The sequence below is a fragment of the Streptomyces sp. NBC_00203 genome, assembly GCF_045206325.1.
Lineage (GTDB): Bacteria > Actinomycetota > Actinomycetes > Streptomycetales > Streptomycetaceae > Streptomyces > Streptomyces lutosisoli.
The window spans coordinates 3,907,318-3,926,798 of sequence record NZ_CP108126.1 but is presented as its reverse complement, the minus strand read 5'-3'; the positions used below and the strand labels follow the sequence as shown (position 1 = coordinate 3,926,798).

Below are 19,481 nucleotides of genomic sequence, written 5' to 3'. Positions count from 1 at the left end.
TCTCATGCATGCTCCGGGGAACGCCGCACAGTGCGCGCGGGATCTGGGCAGAGGAGGCGTGCCGCCGTACCCTTGGGGGTATGGGGTTGGGAAGATGTTTCCCAGACACAGCTCTGCCGATCGTTGTCGTCCCCACCACGAGGATCCAAACGCCGAGACACCCATGGCCGGTCACGAATTCTTCGATCCCGCGGACCGCAAGCGCCCGCTCGCCGATCCCACGGCGGCCGAGCCCCTGGCGGCGGAAGAACCCCGTCAGTCCTGCGATCCCGCCTTCAAGCACGGCGTCGTCGTCGGCTTCGACGGCTCGACGTCCAGCGAGCGCGCCCTCGCCTACGCGATCGGCATGGCCCATCGCTCCGGCTCGGGCCTGATCATCGTGCATGTCGCCAACCGGCTGCCCACCACGGTGTGGGCGGGCTGCGAGCCACCGGTCTTCGTCGACGTGCCGGACCACCGCACCGAGGTGCTCGGACTCGAACTCGCCTGCGCCGAATATCTGGCCGAGGTGCCCTGGATCCTCGTCGAGCGCGGCGGTGACATCTGCCATGAACTCGAAGAGGTGGGGCGGGAGTACGAGGCGGACGCGATCGTCGTCGGCTCCACGCACGGCATCGTCGGGCGCATCTTCGGCTCGGTGGCCGGAAGACTCGCCAAGCGCGCGAAGCGCCCCGTCGTTGTCATTCCGTAACTCGCCGTTGTCCCAGGTGAGATGAGCCGGACGAGATTCCTGGCGGGTCGTCAACTCCCCCTGACGCGGGGCGTGATGCGGCCTAAATCTACTGGCGCGTAGAGGTGGTTTGTGCCCTTGTGAAGGGTACATACCGCTCGCCGGACCAACCGCACGGCCGGTACCACGCAGCACAACTGCACATGCATGAAGGGAGCCCGCCGTGGACAACGACGTCTCTGCGGGAAGCACCACATCGACCCTCGGCCAACTCGCGCTCGGACTCACCCTGCTGGCCTTCGGCCTCGGTCACACCCAAGTGATCGACGGCGTCACGGCAGCCGACTCCGTCTCCCTCGCCACCTATGTCGGTGGCATCGCGCTCTTCGTCGCCGGTCTGTTCGCCTTCCGTGACCGTGACGCCTTCAGCGGTACGGCCTTCACCGCACTCGGCGCGCTCTGGTTCACCTGGGGCGTCACGTCCGACGCGCAGGCCTCCGCCAACGCGGCCGGTCTCTTCCTGCTCCTGTTCGCGCTGGTCGCGCTGAGCCTGGCGGCGGGGTCCGCCGGCGGTTCCCTGTTCGTACGGGGCACGTACGGGCTGCTCTTCGTGTCGCTGCTGCTGCTCGCCATCGGGCAGTTCGGTGACTCCAGCGGGCTGGCGAAGGTCGCGGGCTGGCTTGCGGCGGTGGGCGGTCTGCTCGCTTGGTACGGGGCTACTGCGGCCATGGCTCACTGGCCCACCACGCTTCCCGGGCGTGCCGCCGGCCGGGGGGTGACGGCCACCGGTTAGCGGCGCCGGCTGGGGGTTTGGGCGGCCCCCGGCGATGAGAACGGACCCCCCGTGTTTGGTGGCAACACGTGGGGGTCCGTCCCGTTGTCCGGCCTGTGCCGGGCCGGTGGGGGTTGCTCGCGCAGTTCCCCGCGCCCCTAAGGGGGCGCCTCATCAGGGGAGTTCTACTCCACCGTTACCGACTTCGCGAGGTTGCGCGGCTTGTCGATGTCGCGGCCCAGGGCCAACGCCGTGTGGTAGGCGAGGAGTTGGAGGGGGATGCCCATGAGGATGGGGTCCAGTTCGTCCTCGTTCTTCGGGACGACGATCGTCTGGTCGGCCTTCTCCTGGTGCTGGTGGGCGACCGCGAGGATCTTGCCGCTGCGGGCCTTGATCTCCTCCAGGGCGGCGCGGTTCTTCTCCAGGAGGTCGTCGTCGGGGACGATCGCGACCGTGGGGAGGGCGGGCTCGATGAGGGCCAGCGGGCCGTGCTTGAGCTCGGAGGCGGGGTAGGCCTCGGCGTGGATGTACGAGACCTCCTTGAGCTTCAGGGAGGCCTCACGGGCCACCGGGTAGCCCCGTACGCGGCCGATGAAGAGCATCGAGCGGGCCTCGGCGTACTCCGCGGCCAGCTTCTTGATCTCGTCCTCCTGCTCCAGGATCTCGGAGATCTGCGCGGGCAGCTTGCGCAGGCCCTCGATGATCCGCTTGCCGTCGCGGACCGACAGGTCACGGGTACGGCCGAGGTGCAGCGCGAGCAGCGCGAAGGCGACGGTGGTGTTGGTGAAGCACTTCGTCGAGACGACGCAGACCTCGGGGCCCGCGTGGACGTACATGCCGCCGTCCGCCTCGCGGGCGATCGCCGAGCCGACGACATTGACCACGCCCAGCACCCGCGCGCCCTTGCGCTTCAGCTCCTGGACGGCGGCCAGTACGTCGTACGTCTCACCGGACTGGGACACGGCCACGTACAGGGTGTCGGGGTCGACGACCGCGTTGCGGTAGCGGAACTCGGAGGCCGGCTCGGCGTCCGCGGGGATGCGGGCGAGCTCCTCGATCATCTGGGCGCCGATCATGCCCGCGTGGTACGAGGTGCCGCAGCCGAGGATCTTCACGCGGCGGATCTGGCGCGCCTCGCGGGCGTCCAGGTTCAGGCCGCCGAGGTGGACCGTCGAGAACCGGTCGTCGATGCGGCCGCGCAGCACGCGGTCCACGGCGTCGGCCTGCTCGTGGATCTCCTTGTGCATGTACGTGTCGTGGCCGCCCATGTCGTACGACGCCGCCTCCCACTCCACGGTGGTCGGCTCGGCCGTCGTGCGGGTGCCCTCGGTGGTGTACGTGCGGAAGTCGTCGGCCTTGAGAGTGGCCATCTCGCCGTCGTCCAGGGTCACTATCTGGCGGGTGTGGGTGACCAGGGCGGCGATGTCCGAGGCGACGAACATCTCCTTCTCGCCGATGCCGAGGACGACCGGGGAGCCGTTTCGGGCCACCACGATGCGGTCGGGGAAGTCGGCGTGCATCACGGCGATGCCGTAGGTGCCCTCGATCACGCGCAGCGCCTGGCGGACCTTCTCCTCCAGGGTCTCGGCCTGGGAGCGGGCGATGAGGTGGGTGAGGACCTCGGTGTCGGTCTCGGAGAGGAACTCGACGCCGTCGGCCTCAAGCTTCTTGCGCAGGTCGGAGGCGTTGTCGATGATCCCGTTGTGGACGATCGCGACCTTGTTGTCGGCCGACATGTGCGGGTGGGCGTTCACGTCGGAGGGGGCGCCGTGGGTGGCCCAGCGGGTGTGGGCGATACCGGTGGTGCCCTTGAAGCGTGCGGGGACCTTGGCCTCCAGGTCGCGGACCCGGCCCTTGGCCTTGACCATCTTCAGGCCGGCCGACTTGGGGGTCGTGACGACGATGCCCGCCGAGTCGTAGCCGCGGTACTCCAGGCGCTGGAGGCCTTCGAGCAGCAGGGGAGCCACATCACGCTTGCCGATGTATCCGACGATTCCGCACATATAGGTAAAGTCCCAGTCCCTCAGCCGTAAACGATGCGACGCAGCTGCCTGAGCGTGAGCTCCGGCGGCGCGACCGCGCGGTATTTCAGGTCCGCCTCGATCCGATCGAAGATCGTCGCGTTCACCATGCCCTGGGCCTGGAGCTCGCGATGGCGGCGACGGACGTACTCCTCGGTCGTCTCGTCGAAGTAGGCGAGCACGTCCTGGATCACCCGCAGTGCCTCGCCCCGGTTCAGGGGCGTGGACCGCGTCAGATGATCAACAAGTTCGTCGTGCACCCGTTGATCCTGGGGTACGGGCGAGTGATTCGCAAGAATCCTGCCCGATATCGGGCAAGTGGCTGTTGAACCTCTTATGGGGGGCTGTTTGCAAGCTGTCCATCCTGTGTCTTGTGCCGCGTCGATTGCCGGGAGCAACTTCTGTGGCCATGGACACTCCACGCATGGGCGTACCGGACAAGCTCGCCGAGCGCATGAGCATGGCTGAGCAGCACGAGTACCTCCGCGCCAAGTTCTCCCGGCGCAACATGATCAGAGGCGGGGCCGTGACCCTCGGCGCCGTCGCGGGCGGCACCTTCGTGCCGGGCGCCGTCGCACAGGCCGCGGTCCCGACGCAGGCCACCGCCTCCTCGACCGAGACGGTCGACGGCGCGCTCGTCGCCCCCTTCGGCCGCCACCTGGCCTTCGGCAACGACCCGCGCACCGAGGTCACGGTCTCCTGGCAGGTCCCGACCGCCGTGAAGAAGCCTTACATACGCATCGGCGCCCACCCCTGGGACCTCTCCCGCAAGATCGAGGCCGAGGTCCGGGCGCTGTACACCCCGGCCGGTGTCGGCGTCAGCGCCGACCACACGCAGTACTACCTGCACGCCAAGCTCACCCACCTGCGCCCCGGCAAGACGTACTACTACGGCGTCGGCCACGCGGGCTTCGACCCGGCCGCGCCCCACCTCCTCGGCACGCTGGGCACCTTCACCACCGCGCCCGCGCACGCCGAGCCGTTCACCTTCACGGCCTTCGGCGACGAGGGCGTCGGCTACCACGGCCTCGCCAACGACGCCCTGCTGCTCGGCCAGAACCCGGCCTTCCACCTGCACGCCGGTGACATCGCGTACGCGGACCCGTCCGGCGCGGGCAAGAAGGAGGACACCGGCTTCGACTCGCGCATCTGGGACCAGTTCCTCGCCCAGACCGAGACGGTCGCCAAGTCCGTCCCGTGGATGCCGGCGTACGGCAACCACGACATGGAGGCCTGGTACTCGCCCAACGGCTACGGCGGCGAGGAAGCCCGCTGGACGCTGCCGGACAACGGGCCCGACAAGGCGAACCTGCCCGGCGTGTACTCCTTCGTCTACGGCAACACGGCGGTCATCTCGCTGGACGCCAACGACATCTCCTTCGAGATCCCGGCGAACCTGGGCATCTCCGGCGGCACGCAGACCACCTGGCTGGAGGGGCAGCTCAAGAAGTTCCGGGCGTCCAAGGACGTCGACTTCATCGTGATCTTCTTCCACCACTGCGCGTACTGCACCTCCACGGCGCACGCCTCGGAGGGGGGCGTGCGACAGGAGTGGGTGCCGCTGTTCGAGAAGTACACGGTGGACCTGGTCATCAACGGTCACAACCACCAGTACGAGCGGACCGACGTCATCAAGGGCGACGCGGTCGTGAAGAAGCTGCCGATCGGGGGTACGGCGTACCCGGAGACCGAGGGCGTTGTGTACGTGACGGCGGGGGCCGCCGGGCGCAGTCTGTACGCGTTCACCGCGCCGCAGTCGTACGAGGGGAACGAGAACGAGGTCGAGTCCGTGGCCTCCTTCATCAACCAGAAGGACGGGAAGCAGAGCGAGACGGTGACGTGGTCTCGGGTGCGGTATCTCAACTACTCGTTCTTGCGGGTGGACGTTGCGCCTGCGGTGAAGGGGCGGATGGCTACGTTGACTGTGCGGGGGATTGCTGAGACCGGGGCCGAGGTTGACCGGTTTACCGTGGCTCGGCGGGTTCGTTAGCTGCCGGCCGGTGGGGGCTTGTCGCGCAGTTCCCCGCGCCCCTGAACAACCGGGGTTTGGCTGATCGCGTGTCTAGAAGGCGGGGCACGGTGATCTGAAGGCGGTCCTTACAAGCGTTTGAGGACCGCCTGCTTGGCCAAGGTGAACTCCTCGGCCGTCAAGACGCCCTCCTTGTGCAGGTCGCCCAACTCGCGGAGGCGGCGCAGGAGGGCGTCGTGGTCGGCCTCCGGGGGGATGGCGGCGGGCTGCTTCTTCGGCGGCAGTTCTGGCGGGGATGCCGTGGGGTGGGGGAGTCGTGCCTGTACGGCCGCCGCGACGAGGGCCATCAGGGGGTCCTTCTTGAAGCCCCACAGTTCGACGGAGTTGGGGTCGTACTTCGGTGGGGCCTTGGTTTCCGCGCCGCGTACCGTGAAGCGCAGGGAGCCGTTCTCCAGGCCGATCGCGGGGTGCCACTCGACGGCGGTGATGTCGGTGAGGGCCAGGGTGCGGGCGCCCGCGGCGGACTTGGCGTCCTCTGTCTTCCAGTTCCATTCCAGGCGTACGTGTTCGCCGTCGAAGCTCGCCGTGCCGTCCCCGGCGGAGGCGGACAGCGGTACGGAGGGGCCGGGGAGCAGGTAGCCGTCGACCGGCCCGGAGGGCACCTGGTCGAGGAGCAGCGCGTTGCGGATCTCGTCCACCAGGTACTCGGCGACGCCGTAGCGGTCGGACTCGACGGTGAGCTGGTACGGGTCGTTCGGCTCCGCGAGCTTGCCGGCGGTCGCCTGGAGCAGCGGGTCGGCGCCGTCGCGCAGCCGGAGCCTGAGGCGCCCGGTCTTCCTTCCCTGTTCGAAGGAGACGCCCGCCAACGCGCCGAGCGGGACGGTCAGTTCACCCAGCATCGTGCGGAGCGGGCTGACGTTCTTGTTCCGGCCAGGGGTCATCCGCAGGGCGTCGCCGTCGAAGGCCCACGTGCCGTCTCTCTGGATGATTTCCGCCATGAGGGGGATTGTTTCACCGGCTCTGCGGGAGAGTGGTCTTTACCAATTTGGGTCCACCCCCCAGGTGCAGGGCCCTCGAAGGGAGCGCATGTGAGACAGCACAGAACGCCCCGCCTTCTCGGTACGCTGCTGCTTGTGGCGGCTGCCGGTATCTCCGTCGTCGGCGCGGCTCCCACCGCCGCCGCGAAGACCGCTGCCCCGCTGGGGCAGGTCGTCCCGGCCCCCGCCTCTGTCCATCCCGGCGGCTCCGCGTACCGCATCACCGGCGACACCCGCATCCGTGTCGACGACTCGCCGGGCGCCCGCCGTGTCGGCGCGTACCTCGCGGACATTCTGCGGCCCTCCACCGGCTACCGGCTGCCGGTCACCTCGCACGGCGGGGGCGGTATCCAACTCCGGCTCGGCGCGAAGGGACTGGGCGGCGAGGCCTACCGCCTGGACAGCGGCCGGGGCGGTGTCACCATCAGTGCCGCCAAGCCCGCCGGGCTCTTCCACGGCGTCCAGACCCTGCGCCAGCTGCTGCCCGCCGCCGTCGAGAAGAACTCCGTACAGCCAGGACCCTGGCTCGTCGCGGGCGGCACCATCGAGGACAGCCCCCGCTACGGCTACCGCGGCGCGATGCTCGACGTCTCCCGGCACTTCTTCAGCGTCGGCCAAGTCAAGCGCTACATCGACGAGTTGGCCCTCTACAAGGTCAACAAGCTGCATCTGCACCTGAGCGACGACCAGGGCTGGCGTATCGCGATCGACTCCTGGCCGAGGCTGGCCGCGTACGGCGGCTCGACGCAGGTGGGCGGCGGCACCGGCGGCTCCTACACCAAGGCGGACTACCAGGAGATCGTCCGGTATGCCGCCTCGCGCTATCTGGAGGTCGTCCCGGAGATCGACATGCCCGGGCACACCAACGCCGCCCTCGCCTCCTACGCGCAGCTGAACTGCGACGGGGTCGCGCCGCCGCTCTACACCGGCACGGACGTCGGCTTCAGCTCGCTGTGCGTGGCGAAGCCGGTGACGTACGACTTTGTGGACGACGTGATCCGGGAGCTCGCCGCGATCACACCGGGCAGGTATCTCCACATCGGCGGGGACGAGGCCCACTCCACCAGCCACGCCGACTACGTGACCTTCATGGACAAGGTGCAGCCGATCGTCGCCAAGTACGGGAAGACCGTCGTCGGCTGGCACCAGCTGACCGGGGCCACTCCGGCGAAGGGCGCGATCGCGCAGTACTGGGGGCTAGACGACACCAGTGCCGAGGAGAAGGCGCAGGTCGCGAAGGCCGCGCGGAACGGGACGGGGATCGTGCTGTCGCCCGCCGACCGGGTCTACCTGGACATGAAGTACACCGCGGACACTCCGCTCGGGCAGGACTGGGCGGGTCTGGTCGAGGTGAAGCGGGCGTACGACTGGGACCCGGGCACCTACCTTCCCGGCGCCCCGAGTTCGGCGATCCGCGGGGTCGAGGCGCCGCTGTGGACGGAGACCATCGTCACCGGCGCGGACATCGACTACATGGCCTTCCCGCGGCTGCCCGGCGTGGCCGAGCTCGGCTGGTCGCCCGCGTCGACGCACGACTGGGACACGTACAAGGTGCGGCTCGCGGCACAGGGGCCGCGCTGGGACGCGCTGGGGATCGGCTACTACAAGTCGCCCCAGGTGCCCTGGCCCGCCGCGTAGGCATGCAGGAAGCGGGCGCCCGGAATCCCCAACTCCCGGGCGCCCGCGCTCATGTGGTGGACGCGTCGGCCCGTACGAAACGTACGGCGCTGCCCGCTCCTGCGGCGGTCAGCATGCCGATGCCGCCAGGGCGCGCACCGAGGGCGATCCTCGGGTTGTCCTGGCACAGGAGAGTGACGTAGTCGCCCGAGGCGGCCGCCTTCAGGAGGAAGGCCTGGTCCTCGGGGTAGGGGGCGTTCGCGCCCTGGCTGTAGGCGCACGGGCGCTGCTGCATCCCGTCGCCCGCCCTGCGGTCGCCCGCGATGTCCAGGCAGAGCTTCGTGGCCAGGTTCTGCAGGGCCACCGACTTCCCCTTGGTGGCCACGACGCGCCACCGCTGCGAGGCGCTGCCGTCGCAGACCGCCTGCGAGGGATCCACGTCCCAGGAGGCGGAACCGCCGGGGACGGCGAGACAGCGGCCGGTCGCCCGGCTCCGCAGCGTGATGGTCGCCGTGGCGGCGGAGGCGGTGGGCGAGGGGGACGGGCTCGCGGAGGGGGCCGACGGGGCGACGGCGGAGGGGCGGTCGGAGGCCACGGCCTCGGACCCGGAGCCCAGCTTCAGGACGGCCGTGGTGGCCGCGGCGGTCACCACGACCGTCGCGACCACGGCGTACAGCAGGGTCCCGCGCCGCCGGACCGGCTCGCGCGGCGCCGGGGGCTCCTCCGGCCCGGGGACGGCGTACTGGCGCCGTAACGCGTCCTGGTAGGCGGTGCCGCCCCACAGCAGCACCTGGGCCACCAGCAGCGTCCGTACGTCGCTCTCCTCGCCCGCGGCGAGCGTGTGCAGCACCGTGTAGTCGTGGGCGCAGAAGCGGCAGCCGGACATGTGCTGTTCGAGGTCCGCGGGTGCGTTGGCGTGCGTGCCGCGCGAGACCGCGCTGATCATCCCGCCGTAGTGGACGCACGCGGCCTCCGCCGTGCGTTCGGCGCGCAGCCGCCGGTAGGTCTCGATCAGCCGGTCGCGGGCGGCGTGCGCCGACGCGACCGCGAAGTCCTCAGTGGTGCCCAGCAGCGCTGCCGCGAGATCCGTCGACCTCTCCTCCGCCAGGACGTGCCACAGGGCCGTCCGTGCCGAGTCCGGCAGCTCCTCGAAGGCGCGCAGCAGCAGGGAGGACTGCTCCACCTTGCCCAGGGTGCCCGTCTCCCCGAACGCGACGGCGGCGCGCCGCGACCACTGGAGGAAGCCGGGGCTCAGCCGCCCGGCCCACCCGGTGCGCAGCCGGCCGTAGGCGGCGCGCCGCACCTCGGCCAGCAGTGCGGGGCGCAGTGCCGGCCCCTCCCACCCGGCCGCCCGGTCCAGCGCCTCGCCGGCCAGCTCGGCGGCATCGCGCGGACTGGCGCAGAACGCTTCCGCGTAGGCGCGCACGGCGGCCTCGTGCGGGGCCAGGTGCGACGACCTGTGTGGCGATGTGCGGGGCGGTGCGCCTGGCGATGTGCGCGGCGGTAAATGCGGCTTCGTCATGTGCTCGGACATGGTGTCCCCCCAATGGCGTGCACAGCAGGGGTGGACGGTAGTGGGGTTACCTGTGAGGTGCCTGTGGGCGCCAAGTGACGTGCGGAGACTGGGTGGTTGGGGTGCTCGGCGAACGGTCCGGCACATGGTCCGGGCCCGGGGGGACCGTCCCCCGGGCCCGGACAGTCTGTCCGGGTCAGACCGCGATCGGGTTCTTCAGCGTGCCCACGAGCTGGAGGGCTCCCGACGGGTCGGCGAGGTCCACCATCTGCTTGTTGTTGCGCAGCTGGAGGCGGTTGAGGCAGGACAGCGCGAACTCCGGCGCGAACATGTCGTACTGCCGGAATTTGTCGGCGAGTTCGGGCGTCGCGTCCTGGTACGCGCGCACCGACTCGGCGACCGTCCGCCAGAAGTCGTCCTCGTCGAGGATGCCCTCGCCCGCCAGATTGGCGGCCAGGAAGCGGAAGAAGCAGTCGAAGACGTCCGTGAAGATGGACAGCAGTTTCTTGTCCTCGGGGACTTCGACCCTGATCCGCTCGACCGTGGGCGGCAGCACCGCCTGCGGGTCCATGACCGCGATCTCCTCGGCGATGTCCTTGTAGATCGCGCGCTGTACGGCGCCGTCTTTGAGGACCAGGATGACGTTCTCGCCGTGCGGCATGTAGACGAGGTCGTACGCGTAGAAGCTGTGCAGCAGCGGGGTGAAGTAGGCGCGAAGGTAGCCGCGCAGCCACTCCACCGGGGTCAGCCCCGACTGCTCGATCAGCGCCCCCGCGAACGACGCGCCCTCGTGGTCGACGTGCACGAGCGACGCCATGGTGGCCAGGGTCTCGCCCTCCTGGAGCGAGGACACCGGGCTCTCGCGCCACAGGGCGGCGAGCATTTTCCGGTACGGCGAGTAGCGGTCCGTGGCCGCCTCGTACTCCAGGTGGCGGTAGCCGACGGCGGCGCGCTCGCGGATGACCGACAGGCCGGTGGACTTCAGCACCGGGTCGTTCTCGACGAGTTGGGCCAGCCAGTCGTTGATCGCGGGGGTCGCCTCCATGTAGGCGGCGGAAAGGCCGCGCATGAAGCCCATGTTGAGGACCGACAGGGCGGTCTTCACGTAGTGCTTCTCGGGCGCGCTCTTGTTGAAGAACGTCCGGATCGACTGCTGGGCCAGGTACTCGTCGTCGCCCTCGCCGAGGCAGACGAGGTGGCGCTGGGCGACCTCGGCCGCGAAGGTCACGGAGAGCTTGTTCCACCACTGCCAGGGGTGGACGGGGATGAGGAGGTACTCCTCGGGGTCCAGGCCCTGGTCCTTCAGCGTCGCCGCGAACCGCTCGACCGTCTCCTGGCCCAGCTCCTCGTGCACGAACGACTCGTACTCGATGCCCACGCCCGCCGTGAAGGCGGCCCGCGAGCGGTGCGCGGCCAGCCAGACCAGGCGGATCGGGCTCGCGGTCTCGGGGGCGTACGAGAGGTACTCGTGCACTCCGAAGCCGAGCCGCCCGTTGTTGGCGACGAAGCAGGGGTGGCCCTCGGTCATCCCGGTCTCGATGGCCTGGAAGCCGCTGGTGACGAGTTCGGCGACCGGGATCTGCGGCTTGGTGAGCTTGAAGCAGGTGCCGGAGAGGGTGGAGGAGATCTCCTCCAGGTAGACCGGCAGGACCTCGTCGCTCAGTCCGAGTGACTTCTTCAGCTCGATGAAGAAGTCCAGGGCGGCGAGCGGGAGTTCGGCGCCGTCGCGGTGCCGGGTGATCGACTCGGCGTCGACCTCCCAGTGGTCGAGGGAGCGCACCACGGCGGTAAAGCGGTAGCGGGTCAGACCGTCGTCGCCGCGGACCTCGTACCGGCCGTCCGGGAGACTCGCCGGCGTGATCAGCCGCTCGTGCGCGAACTCGGCGAGCGCCTTGCGGACGAGGAGGCGGTTGGCGCGGGCCCAGCGCTCGGGGGAGAGGTGAGCCACGGTGTCGGAGAGGCTCATGCGGCCACCGCCTTCCGGAACTGCTCGCGGGTGCAGAAGCTCAGCAGCGCCTGCTTCTCCGGCTTCTGGATCTCACGCTCGGGAACGAAGCCGACGGCCTCGTTGAGGGCGTGCACCGCCGTGTTGCGGACGTCGGGTTCGACGACGACCCGCGCGGTCGCCGGGTCGGCGAACAGGTGCTCCATCACGGCGGTGATCACGGCCCGGGTGAAGCCGTGCACGGGTGTGTCGCTCGGCGCGACCAGGAAGTGCATGCCGACGTCGCCGGGCTCCGGCTCGTACAGGCCGGCGAGCTCGACGTGCGCCGGGTCGTAGCGCTCCATCAGGAACGCGGGTTCGCCGTCGCGCAGCCCGAGGAACGCGTCGTGGTACTCGCTGGCCGCGATGGCCATGTACTCGCGCTCCACGTCGTGCAGTTTCGCCTCCTGCATCATCCAGAAGGCGGCCTTGGGGTGCGTCACCCAGCCGTGCAGCAGCTCGGCGTCCTCGGTCGGGTCGAGCGGGCGGACGGTGAAGGTGCCCAGGTCGGTGGTCGTGCTCATATGGCGAACTCCTGGAACGCGATCGACTTCTCGACGGGGTAGTACTCGGTGCCGAGCAGCTCACGGATGATGGACGCGTTGCGGTACGCGCCCATGCCGAGGTCCGGCGAGGTGATCGAGTGGGTGTGGACGCCCGCGTTCTGCAGGAAGACCCCGCGCCCCGTCGTGTCGATGGCGTAGTTGCGGGCCACGTCGAAGTTGTCGTGCGTGTCGTAGCGCAGCCGGTCGCGGACGGGCGCCAGGAACGCGGGCTCGGCGTACTTGTAGCCGGTGGCGAGGATCAGCCCCTCGGAGCGCAGCTCGTAGTCCTTGCCCTGCTCCTCCTGGCGCAGGCCGAGGGTGTACGTGCCGTTCTCGTGACGCGCGCTGTTCAGCGAGGAGTTGGTGAGCAGCCGGGTGGGGACCGGGCCGCCGAGGTTCTTCTGGTAGAGCAGGTCGAAGATCGCGTCGATCAGCTCGCCGTCGATGCCCTTGAACAGGCCCTTCTGCTCCGTCTGGAGGCGGTAGCGGGTCGGCTCGGGCAGCGCGTGGAAGTAGTCGATGTACTCCGGGGAGGTCATCTCCAGCGTGAGTTTGGTGTACTCCAGCGGGAAGAAGCGCGGGGAGCGGGTGACCCAGTTCAGCCGGTAGCCGTGGACGTCGATCTCGCTGAGCAGGTCGTAGTAGATCTCGGCGGCGGACTGCCCGCTGCCGACCAGGGTGATCGACTCCTTGCCCTGCAACTCCTGTTTGTGCTTCACATAGCGGGAGTTGTGGATGAAGTCGCCGCCGAGCTCCGCGCAGGCCTCCGGGATGTACGGCGGGGTGCCGGTGCCGAGGACCAGGTGCCGGGCGCGGTACACGTCACCGGCTTCCGTCCGTACGACGTACACCTCGTCCTCGTACGTCACTTCCGCGACCGTCGTGCTGAACCGGACGCTGCTGAGTTTCGACGCGGCCCAGCGGCAGTAGTCGTCGTACTCGACCCGCAGCGGGTAGAAGTTCTCGCGGATGTAGAACGAGTACAGACGGCCCGATTCCTTCAGGTAGTTGAGGAAGGAGTACGGGGACGTCGGGTCGGCGAGCGTGACCAGGTCCGACATGAACGGGGTCTGGAGGTGGGCGCCCTCCAGGAACATCCCGGAGTGCCACTCGAAGTCCGGCTTGGACTCCAGGAAGACACCGTCCAGTTCGGCGATCGGCTCGGTGAGGCAGGCGAGGCCCAGGTTGAACGGGCCGAGGCCGATCCCCACGAAGTCGTGGACGTGGCTGCTGGATTCAGGAAGCGCGGTCAAGGGATTCTCCCAGGTACTGCTCGGCGTGGCCGGCGATCAGATCGAGTACGGCGGTGATGTCGTCCACCGTGGTCTCGGGGTTGAGCAACGTGAACTTCAGGTAGTGGCGACCGCCGACCTTGGTGCCCGCGACGACCGCGTCGCCGGAGGCGAAGACGGCCTTGCGGGCGTACAGGTTGGCGCGGTCGATCTCGGACGGGTCGGTGACGGCCGCCGGGATGTAGCGGAAGACGAGGGTGGACAGGGACGGCTGCACGACGACGTCGTAGCGGGGGTCGGCCGCGAGGACCTTCCAGCCCTCCTCCGCCAGGTCGCAGACCTCGTCGAAGAGTTCGCCGATGCCGTCGGCGCCCATCACGCGCAGCGTCATCCACAGCTTGAGCGCGTCGAAGCGGCGGGTGGTCTGCAGGGACTTGTCGACCTGGTTGGGGATGCGCTCCTGGACCATACGGCGGGGGTTCAGGTACTCCGCGTGATAGGTCGCGTGGCGCAGGGTCGAGGCGTCCCGGACCAGCACGGCGGACGAACTCACCGGCTGGAAGAAGGACTTGTGGTAGTCGACGGTGACGGAGTCGGCGCGCTCGATACCGTCGATGCGGTCCCGGTTCTTCAGCGAGGTGAGCAGTCCGCAGCCGTAGGCCGCGTCCACGTGCATCCAGGCGCCGAACTGGGCGCACAGCTCGGCGATTTCGGGCAGCGGGTCGATGGAGCCGAAGTCGGTGGTGCCGGCGGTCGCGACGACGGCCATGGGGACGAGGCCGTCGCGCTTGCAGCGGTCCAGCTCATGGGCGAGGGCGACCGTCTGCATGCGCTTGTCGTGGTCGACGGGGATCGAGACGACGGAGTCCGCGCTCAGGCCGAGGAGTTTGGCCGACTTCTTGACGCTGAAGTGGCTGACCTCGGAGGCGAAGATACGCAGTTTGGCGAGGTCGTTGGACTTGGCCTCCTCGCGGGCCAGCAGCAGTGCCTGGAGGTTGGACTGCGAGCCGCCGGAGGTGAACACGCCGTCGGCGGCCGGGCCGAGGCCGATGCGCTCGTTGGTCCAGTCGATGAGCTTGCGCTCGATGAGCGTGCCGCCGGCCGACTGGTCCCAGGTGTCCAGCGAGGAGTTGACGGCGGAGAGGACGGCCTCGCCGAGCACGGCCGGGATGACGACCGGGCAGTTGAGGTGGGCGAGGTAGCGCGGGTGGTGGAAGTAGATCGCGTCCCGGAGGTAGACCTCTTCCAGCTCGTCGAGGACCGCCGTGGTGTCGTGCAGCGGCTGGTCCAGGTCGATCCGCTCGATGCGGGGAGCGAGGGCGTCGACCGTGACGCCGGTGAACGGACGGTCGGTGGTGGCGAGTTTGGCCGCCACCCGCTCGACTCCTTCCGTCACGGAACGGCGGTACCGGTCCGCGGTGGTGTCATTGAGCAGGTGCGAGCGCATGTGGGGGTCCTCCGTGCGGGGAGAGTCCGAGCGGGACAGGAGAGGGGCGGGGTCGCGACGTTCAACTTAGGTTAGCCTAACCTAACTCGCGCGTGCGACCCCGCCCCACCTGTGTCTTCAGTGACGTACGCCTCTGTTTGAACTACCGAGAAGCGCGCCGCAGACCTTCGAACTACTCGCCCCGCTCCCGCAGTTGCTCCTCGCTCAGTCCGCGCCGCCAGTAGCCCACGAAGGTGACCCTCCGGCGGTCGATACCGCGCTCGCGCACGAGATGGCGGCGCAACTCCTTCACCTGGCCGGACTCGCCCGCGATCCAGGCGTACGGCGCTTCGGTGGGCGGAAGGTGGGCGGCCCGCACGGCTTCGAGGGCCATGGGGGACCCCTCGTCCCGTACGAGCCACGTGATCTCGGCGTCGGCCTCGGTCGCCAAGTCCTGGATGTCACCGGCGTGATGGACCTCCAGCCAGGCGCGGACGCGGGCGCTCGCCGGCAGGGATTCGAGGATGGCCGAGGCGGCGGGGACGGCTGTCTCGTCGCCCCAGATGACGATCAGGTCGGTGTCCTCGGGCGGGCGGAAGCGGATCGCCCGGTTGTCCTCGATCGCCGGGCCCAGCAGTACGACACGGTCGCCCGCGGCAGCCCGGGACGCCCACACGGACGCGGGCCCTGCGGGCGTCGCCGCCCCCGGCTCCACGCCGTGCAGCGCGAAGTCGATGTCGATCTCGTCGGGGTCGCGGCGCAGCGCGCGCAGGGTGTACGAGCGCATCACCGCCCTTACGTCGTCGGGGAGTTCACGCCAGCCCTGCCACCAGCCGTCGCCCAGCTCGTAGGGGATGGCCGGCTCGGTCTGGCCGGGGTGCGGCAGGAAGAGGGAGAGGCTCTGGTCGCGGCCGTTCGAGTGGAACGCCTGGAGATCGGAGCCCGCGAAGGTCACCCGGACCAGAGACGGGCCGAGCCGCCTCGTCCGTACGACCTGGAGGGAGAAGAAACGGAACGGGGCGGCTACGGCCGTCGTCATGAGTGCTCCTGAGTTGTCGTCAGGGATTCACGGCAGGGGGATGTCAGGCGACCTTCTTGGCGTTCTCGATCGCCTCGGCGAGGTTGTCGAGGAGCGGGGTGCACTTGTCGTACGACACGATCGGCTCGGGGGAGCGGGCGATGACCTGGCCGGCCTTGACGGCGGGCAGCTTCTTCCAGGTGGCCTCGGTGATGTCGGCCGGCTGGATGGTCGCGCTGCGGTCGTCCATGATGATGATGTCGGCCGGGTACTTGTCGACGTTCTCCCAGCTCAGGTTCTCGAACCAACCACCGCTGGCCTTCAGGGCCTTGGCGGAGGGCTCGATGATGTTCACGCCGAGCGCCTTGAAGTACTCCAGGTCGATGGAGAGGTTGGAGCCGGAGACGTAGAAGATGTCCTGGCTCGCGGAACCGGCGAGCACCTTGATCTCCGGGCGGGCCTTGGCGGCCTTGCGCAGCCGCTCGGCGGCCGTCTCGAACTTCTTCTTCGCCTCGACGATCTTGGCGGACTTCACGTCGGCGCCCAGCGACTCGGCGAGCGCGTACATGCGCTCCAGCGACTGGGGCATCTGGCGGTCGTAGACGGAGATGCCGACGGTCGGGGCGAGCTTGACGATCTTGGCCTTGGACTCCTCGGGGACGTACCAGAGGGTGCCCGCGGAGTCGAACATCGTGGAGATCAGCACGTCGGGCGCGAGGGCCGCGTACTTCTCGATGTTGAACTGGCCCCACTCGTTGCCGAGGATCGTCAGCTTGCTGATGTCCATGTCGCCGGCCTGGACATCGGCCTTGCCGTCCTTGGTCTTGGTCGGGCCGAAGACGCCCTTGACCTCGATGCCGTAGTCGAAGAGCGCGGCGGCGACACCGGTGAACGCGACGATGTCGGCCGGGATCTTGTCCAGCTTCACCGTGGTGCCGCGGTCGTCCTTGAACGTCCAGGGACCGGACTTGGCGTCGGCGGCCTTCGTCGAGTCCGAACCACCGCTTTTCGTGCCGTCGTCGTCGCCACAGGCGGCGAGGACGGCACCGAGGCCGAGGGCGCCGCCCGCGGCGAGGATGCCGCGACGGGTGAGGTGGGTGGCACGGGCGTTGGACATGTGTATGGCTGCTTTCGGCACGGGGCGCTGCGCCCGCCGGACAAGTTCGAAGGTAGGTTAGCCTAACCTCACCGCTTGTCCAGGGGGTGGGGCGCCTCCACTTGAACCTGTGCGCAGCCTGAGACCGCCCGATACGACGATGCGGTCCCCGGTGCTCACCGGGGACCGCATCGTCGTATCAACTCATGTGCCCTGTCTGGTCACATGGCCACATGGGAGGCCGGACCGGAAGGTCAGACCTTGCCCTTGGAGACCACCCACTGGCCCTTGACCCAGTTGCCGACCGTCTCGTAGCCCGAGCGGAAGGAACCCAGCCAGTCCAGCTTCAGGTTCGCCTCGGCGGTGGACTTGACGGCGGTGTAGCTGCTCGCGTCGTCCGCCGAACCGCCCGTGGTGTTCTTGGCGTAGTAGGGGAACGGGTAGACCGGGCGGGTGGAGGTGACCTTGCCGGAGCTGTCGACCGAGGTGGTCGTCAGGCTGCTCGGGGCCTCGCCCTTGGTGACCCAGTCGGTCATCGCGGTCAGCGCGTCGAAGGTGTTCGGGCCCTGGCCGCCGCCGCAGTGCGCGACACCCGGGAGCAGGAACAGCCGCGCGAAGCTCTTGGTCGCCGTCTCGCCGCCCATGACCTTCTCGACGGCCTTGTAGTACGCCATGGTGCCGACCGCCGGGATGTGCTGGTCACCCAGGCCGTGCCAGAGGATCAGCTTGCCGCCGGCCTTCTTGAACGCCGACAGGTCGGGGTCCGTGGCGTCGTACATGCCCTCGCCCAGCTGCATGACCTTCTTGTAGTAGGCCGCGGTGAACTTGACGTCCTTGTACGTCAGGGCCGGCTGCGGGCTGTCGAAGATCTGGTAGCGCAGGGTCTCGCGGACGAAGCTGATGTCACCGGAGTTGGAGGTGGCCGTGGCGGGCGTGATGATCCCGGCCCAGTTCAGCTCGGATCCGCGCAGCTGGTAACCCGGGTACAGCAGCTTGCCGTTCTCGTCGGTCGGGCCGGCGTAGATCCGCTGCAGGGTGGTGACCTGGTCGGCCGTCAGGCAGTAGGCGTCGGACGTCGAGGTCTGTCCGGCCTTGCACTCGATGGTGGCCGGGTCCCAGTCACAGGCCAGCGGGTCGGCGATGATGCCGTCCGCGGGTGCGTCACAGCCCTTGAGCACGGCCTTGTGGAGGTCCGCGAGGTCGGCGTTGGTGATGGTGGCCGGGCCGCCGTTGAGGTAGACGGACTGGGCGGTCCAGGCGTGCGAGAAGGTGTTCAGCGCGGTGAAGTTGTTGGCCGGGGCGCCGGCGATGATGCCGTCGAAGTCGGTCGGGTAGCGCTGGGCCTCGGTCAGGGCCTGGTGGCCGCCCTGCGAGCAGCCGTCGAAGTACGAGTGGTCCGGGGCCTGCCCGTAGTACGTCTTGATGATCGCCTTGGCCGCCTGGACGAGCAGGTGGTCGGACTTGTAGCCGAAGTCGGCGCGCAGCGTCGGGTCGGTGGAGAACAGAGCGCCGCCCTGGTAGTGGCCCTCGTCGCTGGAGGCGACCGCGAAGGCGCCGCTGGTCAGCGGGACACAACCGGCGGAGGCCGGGGCGCTGGTCACGTTCGTGTTGCCGCAGAGACCGCCGCAGCCGACCTGGAGGTAGTTGGCCTGCCAGCCGCTCTGGGGCAGCTTGATCTCGAAGTGGATCTGCGGCGCGATCACGCCCTTCACGTCACAGGCGGCCCAGTTGCCGAGCGTGTTGGCGCTCGCGGCCAGCTCGGTGGCGGAGCTGATCTCGAAGGGCACCCCGGGGACGGCGGCGGCCAGGTCCTTGGACGCGATGTCGGCGCAGGAGATGGCCGGGGCGATGCCGGAGGTCGTGGTGCTGGCCGTGGTGGCGTTGACCGATGCCGAGGTGGAGGCCGCCGCGCTGCCGGTCGTGGCGTTGGCAAGGGCCACGCTCGCGCCGGTCACCACCGCGAGGGCGGCGGCGAGAGTGGCCATGAAGGTGGCTGATTGCCAGCGACACCATCTGAACAGCTTGGGCATGCTCGGTCTCCATTCGATCATCGGCTCGGGGGTACGGGCCAGCACAGGTGCCCTCGTGGGCCGGTCAGGCCCGACCTGTCGTGCGGAGTGCTGTGCGCGGGGCGCAACCGGGCGAACGCGTTCGCCGGTGTGCGGGTATGCCGGTGAGCACGCGGACGTGACCGTCGGCAGGCCAGGGGCGATGCCACGGTGGGGCCGCGCGGATCGGGTCGCGACAGCGGTCAGGCGGGTGACTTGGGGGAGGGGGTGAGATGCCGGAGATCCGGGCAGAGGGGGCCGCTGTGCGGACCCCGTCCTCGCACCGGCACCCGTGCAGGGGCCTGTGCGCGACTGCGGCTCAGGGGGTTCGGCCTCCTTCCGCGACTCCGGCTCTGCAGTGGCGGTACGGCGAGGAACGTAACCCGCCGTTTTACCCGTGCACAAGACCTGTCAACGAGATTGTTGACGATGTTGTCGGGGATTTTCAGCCAGGTGGAGGGGTGAGCGGAGGGGGTTGCGTGTTGGCTGCGGGTGAGTGGGGGCTGGTGGGGGTAGTGCGTCGGCCGCGGGCC

15 protein-coding genes are annotated in these 19,481 nt (G+C 69.2%); 4 read left to right on the top strand and 11 right to left on the bottom strand.

All coding sequences use genetic code 11. From position 1 onward, the window contains the following. The first annotated feature begins 163 nt into the window (after positions 1-163). Together OG975_RS17665 and OG975_RS17660 are read left to right on the top strand one after the other, a co-directional pair. Positions 164-691, top strand: coding sequence for a universal stress protein (locus OG975_RS17665; RefSeq protein WP_406330234.1), 528 nt, complete (start codon positions 164-166; stop codon positions 689-691). 202 nt (positions 692-893) lie between these two features. Next, positions 894-1,463 (top strand): GPR1/FUN34/YaaH family transporter, encoded by a 570-nt coding sequence (locus tag OG975_RS17660; protein WP_406330233.1) that lies wholly within the window; start codon positions 894-896, stop codon positions 1,461-1,463. Between the two features lie 164 nt (positions 1,464-1,627). Here OG975_RS17660 and glmS read toward each other — a convergent pair whose 3' ends face one another. Together glmS and OG975_RS17650 are read right to left on the bottom strand one after the other, a co-directional pair. After that, positions 1,628-3,445, bottom strand: a complete 1,818-nt coding sequence (gene glmS, locus OG975_RS17655; protein ID WP_327428923.1) for a glutamine--fructose-6-phosphate transaminase (isomerizing) — start codon at positions 3,443-3,445, stop codon at positions 1,628-1,630. A gap of 20 nt (positions 3,446-3,465) precedes the next feature. Continuing rightward, complete coding sequence (locus OG975_RS17650) at positions 3,466-3,723, bottom strand: hypothetical protein (protein ID WP_327428922.1); 258 nt, start codon at positions 3,721-3,723, stop codon at positions 3,466-3,468. A 164-nt stretch (positions 3,724-3,887) separates the two neighbouring features. Between OG975_RS17650 and OG975_RS17645 the strand changes: the two genes are divergently transcribed. Then, a complete protein-coding gene (locus tag OG975_RS17645; protein ID WP_406330231.1) occupies positions 3,888-5,453 on the top strand; it encodes a purple acid phosphatase family protein in 1,566 nt (521 codons plus the stop codon). Positions 5,454-5,560: 107 nt separating this feature from the next. On the opposite strand, the gene OG975_RS17640 is transcribed toward OG975_RS17645, so the two are convergent. Next, entirely contained in the window at positions 5,561-6,430 is an 870-nt protein-coding gene (locus tag OG975_RS17640) for a DUF4429 domain-containing protein (RefSeq protein WP_406330230.1), read from the bottom strand. 90 nt (positions 6,431-6,520) lie between these two features. On the opposite strand from OG975_RS17640, the gene OG975_RS17635 reads away from it, so the two are divergent. Beyond that, positions 6,521-8,107 (top strand): beta-N-acetylhexosaminidase, encoded by a 1,587-nt coding sequence (locus tag OG975_RS17635; RefSeq protein ID WP_406330229.1) that lies wholly within the window; start codon positions 6,521-6,523, stop codon positions 8,105-8,107. A 49-nt stretch (positions 8,108-8,156) separates the two neighbouring features. Here the strand turns inward: OG975_RS17635 and OG975_RS17630 are convergent, their stop codons facing one another. The 8 genes from OG975_RS17630 to OG975_RS17595 form a co-directional block, all read right to left on the bottom strand. Next, complete coding sequence (locus OG975_RS17630; RefSeq protein WP_406330227.1) at positions 8,157-9,512, bottom strand: RICIN domain-containing protein; 1,356 nt, start codon at positions 9,510-9,512, stop codon at positions 8,157-8,159. 283 nt (positions 9,513-9,795) lie between these two features. Beyond that, a complete protein-coding gene (locus OG975_RS17625; protein WP_406330226.1) occupies positions 9,796-11,565 on the bottom strand; it encodes an IucA/IucC family protein in 1,770 nt (589 codons plus the stop codon). Next, positions 11,562-12,107, bottom strand: a complete 546-nt coding sequence (locus OG975_RS17620) for a GNAT family N-acetyltransferase (protein WP_330304774.1) — start codon at positions 12,105-12,107, stop codon at positions 11,562-11,564. The genes OG975_RS17625 and OG975_RS17620 overlap by 4 nt, the downstream gene beginning before the upstream one ends. Next, a complete protein-coding gene (locus OG975_RS17615) occupies positions 12,104-13,381 on the bottom strand; it encodes a lysine N(6)-hydroxylase/L-ornithine N(5)-oxygenase family protein (protein WP_406330225.1) in 1,278 nt (425 codons plus the stop codon). The genes OG975_RS17620 and OG975_RS17615 overlap by 4 nt, the downstream gene beginning before the upstream one ends. Beyond that, a complete protein-coding gene (desA, locus tag OG975_RS17610; RefSeq protein ID WP_406330224.1) occupies positions 13,365-14,807 on the bottom strand; it encodes a lysine decarboxylase DesA in 1,443 nt (480 codons plus the stop codon). The genes OG975_RS17615 and desA overlap by 17 nt, the downstream gene beginning before the upstream one ends. Before the next feature lie 172 nt (positions 14,808-14,979). Next, complete coding sequence (locus OG975_RS17605; protein ID WP_406330223.1) at positions 14,980-15,825, bottom strand: siderophore-interacting protein; 846 nt, start codon at positions 15,823-15,825, stop codon at positions 14,980-14,982. A gap of 43 nt (positions 15,826-15,868) precedes the next feature. Beyond that, positions 15,869-16,921: an ABC transporter substrate-binding protein gene (locus OG975_RS17600; protein ID WP_406330222.1), complete on the bottom strand. Its 1,053-nt coding sequence runs from the start codon at positions 16,919-16,921 to the stop codon at positions 15,869-15,871. Between the two features lie 233 nt (positions 16,922-17,154). Beyond that, on the bottom strand, positions 17,155-18,930 hold the full coding sequence (locus OG975_RS17595; protein WP_406330221.1) for a tannase/feruloyl esterase family alpha/beta hydrolase: 1,776 nt from the start codon (positions 18,928-18,930) through the stop codon (positions 17,155-17,157). Between the last annotated feature and the right edge of the window lie 551 nt (positions 18,931-19,481).